6 protein-coding genes are annotated in these 7,547 nt (G+C 72.5%); 4 read left to right on the top strand and 2 right to left on the bottom strand.

Annotation, left to right across the window (positions count from 1 at the left end):
- Together NH287_RS11290 and NH287_RS11285 are read left to right on the top strand one after the other, a co-directional pair.
- Positions 1 to 385 (top strand): MarR family winged helix-turn-helix transcriptional regulator (locus tag NH287_RS11290; RefSeq protein WP_253035700.1); only part of this gene is annotated, 385 nt, incomplete at its 5' end.
- A 70-nt stretch (positions 386 to 455) separates the two neighbouring features.
- Positions 456 to 2,174: a BCCT family transporter gene (locus NH287_RS11285; protein ID WP_374209384.1), complete on the top strand. Its 1,719-nt coding sequence runs from the start codon at positions 456 to 458 to the stop codon at positions 2,172 to 2,174.
- A 126-nt stretch (positions 2,175 to 2,300) separates the two neighbouring features.
- Here the strand turns inward: NH287_RS11285 and NH287_RS11280 are convergent, their stop codons facing one another.
- Entirely contained in the window at positions 2,301 to 3,059 is a 759-nt protein-coding gene (locus NH287_RS11280) for a glucosamine-6-phosphate deaminase (RefSeq protein WP_253035699.1), read from the bottom strand.
- Positions 3,060 to 3,146: 87 nt separating this feature from the next.
- Entirely contained in the window at positions 3,147 to 4,304 is a 1,158-nt protein-coding gene (locus tag NH287_RS11275; protein WP_253035698.1) for an ROK family transcriptional regulator, read from the bottom strand.
- Between the two features lie 199 nt (positions 4,305 to 4,503).
- Here NH287_RS11275 and NH287_RS11270 point away from each other — a divergent pair, with 199 nt between their 5' ends.
- Together NH287_RS11270 and NH287_RS11265 are read left to right on the top strand one after the other, a co-directional pair.
- The gene (locus NH287_RS11270) at positions 4,504 to 6,852 is read left to right on the top strand and encodes a glycoside hydrolase N-terminal domain-containing protein (RefSeq protein ID WP_253035697.1); all 2,349 of its coding nucleotides are present in this window, start codon (positions 4,504 to 4,506) and stop codon (positions 6,850 to 6,852) included.
- Between the two features lie 59 nt (positions 6,853 to 6,911).
- Entirely contained in the window at positions 6,912 to 7,547 is a 636-nt protein-coding gene (locus NH287_RS11265; RefSeq protein WP_253035696.1) for an NADPH-dependent F420 reductase, read from the top strand.

Raw genomic sequence — 7,547 nt, 5'->3', positions numbered from 1 at the left:
CTGGATGCGCGGCGGCCCGGGCTTCGGTCCGGGGATGCGGCTGGCGGGCGCGCCCGCCCGCATCCGTCTTCTGGACGCCCTCGTCCACGCCGAGCACCCGCTGTCGGTGAGTGAGATCGCCGACGCGATCGGCGTCGACCAGCCGCGCGCCTCGCGCCTCGTGCAGCAGGCGGTCGAGATGGGGCTCGCGGTCCGCGAGGCCGACCCCGACGACGCGCGCCGCACCCGTATCGCGCTGACCCCCGAGGGCCGTCGCCGCGCGGGGGACTTCCGCGGCGAACGGCGCGAGCGGCTCTCGCGTGCGCTCGCGGACTTCACCGACGCCGAACGCGCCGAACTCGTGCGTCTGCTGGGCAAACTCGCGGCATCCTGGCCCCGCGACTGACCCGATAACCCGGAAACCGTCGTCGGCGCAAGAAGGTGAGTGGATCAGGGAGTTCTGACACCCTGGAGAAGTGAGCACCGAGCAGGGATCCGATTCCGATGCCGCGATCGTCCCCGACAAGACGGGTAACGGCACGAGCCCCGCCGCCTTCACACGCGCCATCGCACCCTGGGTGTTCTGGCCAGCCGCAGTCCTCATCCTCGGCTTCAGCCTTTTCGCGATCATCCTCCCCGCGCAGGCGGAGGCGTTCTTCGGCGGGGTGCAGACGACGATCGTCAACGCCTTCAACTGGTACTACGTCCTCATCGCGGCCTTCTTCGTGGCGTTCGCCGTCTTCATCGGCTTCAGCCGCTTCGGAGACATCAAGCTCGGGCGTGACGACGACGAGCCGGAGTTCTCCACCGGAGCATGGTTCTCCCTGCTGTTCGCCGCGGGCATGGGGATCGGACTCGTGTTCTACGGCGTGAGCGAGCCGCTCAGCCACTTCGTCACGCCGCGACCGGGCGTGGAAGGAACCCCCGCGCAGCTCGCGAGCAGCGCGCTGACGCAGACCTACCTGCACTGGGGTGTGCAGGCGTGGGCGATGTACGTTGTGGTCGGCGTCGCGCTGGCCTACGCGATCCACCGGCGCAAGCGTCCGATCTCGATCCGCTGGGCGCTCGAGCCTCTGCTCGGCAAGCGGGTCCACGGTGCGGCCGGCAACGTCATCGACGCCGTCGCACTCGTCGGGACGCTCTTCGGTGTTGCGACCTCGCTCGGCCTGGGGGTCACTCAGATCGGCTCCGGGCTCTCTGCGGCGGGGATGCTGGAGCTCAACGAGTTCACCGAGATCATCCTCATCTTCGTCATCTCGCTCTTCGTGCTCATGTCCGTGATCTCAGGGGTGGCGAAGGGCATGAAGTGGCTGTCCAGTCTCAACCTGATCCTCGCGGGGGTTCTCCTCGTCTTCCTGCTCTTCGCCGGCAGCACCGAGTATCTTCTGCGCGAATGGGTTCAGTCGATCGGTGCCTACATCCAGAACTTCGTCGGCCTTTCGTTCACCGTGAGTGCGTTCCAGGGCACAGCCGGTGAGGAGTGGCAGGCGTCATGGACCTCGTTCTACTGGGGCTGGTGGATCTCGTGGGCGCCGTTCGTCGGCATCTTCATCGCGCGCGTCAGCAAGGGGCGCACGGTGCGCCAGTTCGTCGCCGGTGTCCTGCTCGTGCCGACGCTCGTGGGTGTCATCTGGTTCGCCGTCCTCGGCGGCTCGGCGATCCTGAAGGAGACGACCGATCCGGGCTCGATGCTCGGCGCCGACGGCAAGGTTGACCTGCAGGGGGCGCTCTTCCAGCTGTTCTCGTATCTACCCGGCGGCGCGGTTCTCACCATCGGCGCGATCGTCCTCATCGCGGTGTTCTTCGTGACCTCCGCCGACTCGGGAGCGCTCGTCATGGGCATGATCGCCTCCGGCGGCAACCCCGAGCCGAAGCGGTGGGTTCGGGTGTTCTTCGTCGCGCTGACCGCGGTACTCGCGAGCGCCTTGCTTCTCGCCGGTGGTTTGCAGGCGCTGCAGACCGCAGCGATCCTCATCGCCCTGCCGTTCTCGGTCGTGATGCTGCTGATGTGCTGGTCGACGGTGCTCGCCTTCCAGCGCGAGCGGGCGGCGTATGCGCGCGCCGAGCGTCGACGGTTCGTCGCCGACATCGGCGACCACTACGGCCTCGAGGTCGAGGAGCCCAACGAGCGGGGGATCAGCCTGCCTGCGTTCGTGCGCCGGGCGATCCCCGCGCGGCGCGCCCACGACGATTGAGCTCATGGATCCGGATGCGGAACCGCCAGGCGCCGTCGAGGGACTGGGTGGGGGCGTCGCTGCGCAGGCGGGTGCGCGGGGCGACGGATCCGTCGCCGGGGCCGATGCGGGCGACGTCGAACGCGGTCATCGCGCGGCCTCCGCGGGGAGCGATGCGGGGCTCAGCCGCGACGCGGCGGCAGCGTCGAGGACGAGCGTCACGCGGCCGTGGCGCTGCAGGAAGGATGCCGGCAGGCCGGTCGTCTGCGGTCCTTCGACGGCGCGGGCGACGGCCTCGGCCTTCGACTCGCCCCACGCGATGAGGACGATCTCGCGGGCGTCGAGGATGGTGCCGATGCCCTGCGTGAGCGCGTGCGTGGGGACGAGACCGGCGTCGCCGTCGAAGAAGCGGCTGTTGTCGGCGACCGTCCGCGGCGCCAGTTCGACGACGCGGGTGCGGGAGTCGGGGGCGGAACCGGGCTCGTTGAAGCCGATGTGACCGTTGGCGCCGATGCCGAGGATCTGCAGGTCGACGCCGCCGGCGCCCGAGATCGCCGCCTCGTAGCGTGCCGCGGCTTCGGTCGGGTCGGCGGCCGCGCCCTCGGGCACGTGGACGCGCGAGGGGTCGAGCCCGAGCGGTCCGGTGACCTCGCGGGCGATGACGGAGTGGTAGCTCTCGGGGTGGTCGACGGGCAGGCCGACGTACTCGTCGAGGGCGAACGCGGCCGCGCGCGAGAGGTCGAGACCGGCCGCCACGCGTGCGGTGAGCGCGCGGTAGAAGGGCTGCGGGCTGGACCCGGTCGCGACACCGAGGACCGGGAAGGCGAGGTCGGCGACCGAGGCGGCGACGACCGCCGCGGCGACCTCGGCGGCGCCGGCCGCATCGGGGGAGAGCAGGATCCTCACGAGAGCACCTTTCGGGGGGAGAGCGAATCGCGGCGCGCGACCGCGAGGGCGAGGGCGCCGACGACGGGCCCGGTGGTCTCGGTGAGGTCAGGCAAGGTAGACCGCCCCCTTCACGTGGTCGATGATGAGCTGCCCGATGCCGACGAGGGCGGCATCCTCGCCCAGCGCGCCCACGACGACGGCGGGCGGGCGGGGGATGCGGCCCTCGAGGCGCCGGGTGACGCCGCCGACGAGCAGGTCGGTGCGCCGCGGCAGGCGGCCGGCGAGGATGACGACGCGGCAGTCGAGGATGACCGACAGGGCGGCGACCGACATCGCGATGTGGTCGAGCAGGCGCTCGGCGTCCGCGCCGCCCGACGCGCTCTCGTCGTCGAGGACGGCCATGGTGGATGCCTCGGTTCCGCCGGCCCCGCCGAGGGCGAGCACCCGCGTCTCGAGGTCGCCGCCGGTCGGACGCGGCTGCGAGAACGCCTGCGGGTCGGTGATGAGGTAGCCGATCTCGCCCGCCGCGGCGCCCGCGCCGCGCACGAGGCGGTCGCCCGAGACGATCCCGGCGCCCACGCCGATGCCGAACACGAGCGCCGCGAGATCGCCCGTGCCCTGTCCCGCACCGTGCGTCCACTCGCCGATCGTGACGGCGTTGGCATCGTTCTCGACGACGACGGGCAGCCCCGTGCGGGTCTGCAGCGCGTCGCGGACGGCGACGCCGTTCCAGCCGAGCTCGACCGAGTCGCTCACCGTGCCGTCCGCGTCGACGACACCCGGGACCGACAGGCCGATCCCCTGCGCCGGGCTGCCGATCCCGGCCGCGACGCGGATGAGGCGTTCGGCGAGGACGCCGACCCCCTCGAGGCGCGACGACGCCGTCAGGTGGCCGTCGGCATCCTGCAGCTGCTGGGTCTCGGTGTGACGGGTCTCGCCGTCCAGGTCGATGAGGGCGCCGCGGGCGATCGCCGAGGTGACGTCGACGGCGACGACCGTGCGGGCCTCGCCGAGGTGCCGGTAGCGGTGGGTGGGGCGGCCGACGCCGCCGGTGTCGCGTTCGACGCCGAGCAGGCCCTCCTCGACCATGCGCGCGCACAGGCGGTGGACCGTGGCCGAGGCGAGCCCCGTGGCCGCGACGAGCTCGGCGCGCCCCAGGGGTCCGGCGGTGCGGAGCGCGTCGAGGATCGCGGTGCGATTGATGCGGGTGACGTCGGCGTTGGTCGCCGTGGCCCTGTTCCCCGCTGCGCGCACGCCGTTCACGGACTCCCTTCCGGACCTTTTCGTCTTACTCTGAGATAAAAGCAGACGGATGCCGGGGGCGCAAGGTCGCACGCGGCACCGTCTATCGTCGGAACGGTGTCCTCGCGGACGCGCGTCCCGCGCGCGAGGCCCGTTGCCCGTCGCGGCCCCGCATCCCCCCGCTGCGGCATCCGGCCGTCACCGGCCGAGAGGAAACCCCATGACCGAGCACGTGCTGTGGTACCGCCGTCCCGCCGAGACCTGGAACGAGGCCCTTCCGCTGGGCAACGGCGCCCTCGGGGCCATGTGCTTCGGCGGCGTCGCCGACGCGCTCCTGCGCCTCAACGACGAGACCGTCTGGTCGGGCAGCCCCGCCAGCGAGCTCGCCGCCCCGCTCGTGACGGCGGACGAGGCCCGTGACGCGCTCGCCGCCGCCCGCGAGGCCGTCGCCGACGGACGCGAGGACGATGCCGACCTGCTCGTGCGCCGCCTGCAGCACCGGCACGCGCAGTCCTTCCTCCCCTTCGCCGACCTGCGGCTGCGGATCGACGGAGCGGATGCCGCCGAGCTCACCGACTACCGCCGCGAACTCGACCTGCGCACCGCGACCCACACGGCCGGCGGCGGACTCGACGGCAATCGCGTGCACCACCGCACGTGGATCAGCGCGCCCCACCGCGTGCTCGTCCCCGAGCTCGAGAGCGACGACCCGATCGACGTGCGCGTCGAGATCGAGACGCCGCTGCGCGAGCTCGGCCGGGTCGAGAACGACGCGGCGACGACCCTGCTCGTGCAGGTGCCGTCCGACGTGACGCCCCCGCACGACGAGGTGGACGAGCCCGTCGTCTACGAGGAGGGCGCCGCCGCGGTGCGCGGCGCGCTGCACGCCCGCATCCTCACCGACGGCACCCTCGTGCGCGGCGGCCGCGTCCTGCGCGCCACCCGCGTGACCGTCGTCCTCGCGACCGCGACGACCTTCACCGGGATGGGGCGGATGCCGGAGGGCACCGAGCGTGCGGCGGCGCGGCGCGCGACCGAGCTCGTGAACGCCGCCGTGTCGGCCGGTCTCGACGAGGTGCGCACGGCGCAGCTGCGCGACCACGCCCGCCTCTACGACCGGGCCGAGCTGACCCTCGCGGCGGCGCCGGAGTCGGCCGAGCTCGACACCGCGGAGCGCCTGCGCGCGCTCGGCGACGGCGGCTCCGTCGAGGTGGCGCACGACCCCGGCATGGCTGCGCTCCTGTTCCACTACGGCCGCTACCTGCTGCTCTGCTCGTCGCGGCCCGGCGGGCTGCCGGCGACCCTGCAGGGCATCTGGAACCAGGACGTGCGCCCCGAGTGGAGTTCGAACTACACGACGAACATCAACGTCGAGATGAACTACTGGGCCGCGCACACGACGAACCTCAGCGAGACCGAGGAGCCCCTGCTGAGACTGCTCGACGCCCTCGCCGACAGCGGCGCCGAGACCGCGCGGCGGCTCTACGATGCCCCCGGCTGGGTCGCCCACCACAACACGGATGCCTGGGGGTACACCCAGCCGGTCGGCGACGGCGAGCACGACGCCGCATGGGCGTTCTGGCCGATGGCGGGGCTGTGGCTCTGCCTGCACCTCGCCGAGCGCGAGGCGTTCGGTGTCACCGACCGCGCCGAGCGGCTGCAGGCGTTCCGGCTGCTGCGCGGGGCGACGGCCTTCGCCCTCGCCTGGACGGCGGTGTCGGACGACGGTGTGCGCGGCACCGCGCTGTCGACCTCGCCCGAGAACGTCTTCCGCACGGCGAGCGGCGCCTCGGCGGCCGTCTCGGAGTCGGCGACCCTCGACGTCGTGCTGCTGCGCGCGCACCTCGACGCGTTCGTCCGCGTCGCGCACCTCGTCGGTCAGGAGGACGACCCGCTCGTCGCGCAGGCGGTCGAGGCCCGCGCCCAGCTGCCCGGGATCCCGGTCGTCGACGGGACGATCGCCGAGTGGCCCGGTGGTCGCGAGGCCGTCGACCCGCACCACCGCCACCTGTCGCCGCTCGTGTTCGTCTACCCCGGCACCGAGCCGCTGACCGAGGACCTCGCCGCCGCGGCATCCCGCTTCCTCGACCTGCGCGAGGACGAGTCCACCGGCTGGTCGCTCGCGTGGAAGATCGCCCTCCGCGCGCGCCTCGCCCAGCCCGAGCGCGTCGCCGCGCTCCTCGAGCTCGTCTTCCGCGACATGTCCGTCGACCGCGGCGACCAGTCGGGCGGCCTGTACGACAACCTGCTCGCCGCGCACCCGCCGTTCCAGATCGACGGCAACCTCGGTTACACGGCGGGGCTCGCCGAGTGCCTGCTGCAGTCGCACGGCGACGGGATCGCGCTGCTGCCCGCCCTCCCGGCCGTGCTCGGCGCCGGCGCGGTGCGGGGGCTCGCCGCCCGCCCCGGCATCGAGGTCGACCTCGCGTGGGATGCCGCCGGTGCCGTCACCTCGGCGCGGGCGCGGGCCCGCGTGGCCACCGCCGAGGGGGCGCACGTGTTCCGCCACGGCGACCACCGGATCGAGACCGTGATCGGCTCGGCGTGGAGCGTTCTCATCGGGGAGTGATCGGCATCCTCCGGTCGCCGTCCGGGAATGCGGACGGGGCGGACGCGTTCCCTCGAGACATGACACACGTAGGAATCATCGGCGCAGGACACATCGGCTCGGCCATCGCTCACGTGCTGGTCGGTCAGGGGCACCAGGTCGCGATCGCCAATTCGCGGGGCCCCGAGACCCTCACGGACCTCGTCGCCGAGCTCGGTGAGAACGCGCAGGCCATGACCGCAGCGGAGGCCGCCGCCTTCGGTGAGTGGGTCGTGGTGACCGTGCCGCTCAAGGCCATCGACGACCTGCCCGTCGCCGAGCTCGCCGGCAAGATCGTCGTCGACACCAACAACTACTACTGGGAGCGCGACGGCCGCATCGCCGAGCTCGAGGAGAAGAAGACCACGACCTCGCGCATGCTGCAGGACCGCCTGCCGCAGTCGACCGTCGTCAAGGGCTTCAACCACATCCCCGCCGCCGACATCACGACCGACGGCGCCCCCGCGGGATCACCGAACCGCCGCGCCCTCGCGACCGCGAGCGACTCGCAGGACGGCGTGACCTTCATCTCCAAGCTCTACGACGACTTCGGCTTCGACACCGTCAACGTCGGCGGCCTCGACGAGAGCTGGCGCGTCGAGCGCGATCAGCCGGCGTACGTCATCCGGCAGAACGCCGACGAGCTGCGCGAGAACCTCGCCCGCGCCGAGCGCTGA

The organism is Microbacterium sp. CnD16-F (genome assembly GCF_024124465.1).
GTDB classification, from domain to species: Bacteria; Actinomycetota; Actinomycetes; order Actinomycetales; family Microbacteriaceae; genus Microbacterium; species Microbacterium gawkjiense.
Note: the sequence above shows the minus strand (reverse complement) of the source record. Positions and strands in the feature narration are given on the sequence as shown.

What these genes read in the sequence shown, in the direction of transcription:
- NH287_RS11270 (WP_253035697.1), top strand. Translation starts at nt 4,504, where the DNA reads ATGACCGAGCACGTGCTGTGGTACCGCCGTCCCGCCGAGACCTGGAAC.
- NH287_RS11265 (WP_253035696.1), top strand. Translation starts at nt 6,912, where the DNA reads ATGACACACGTAGGAATCATCGGCGCAGGACACATCGGCTCGGCCATC.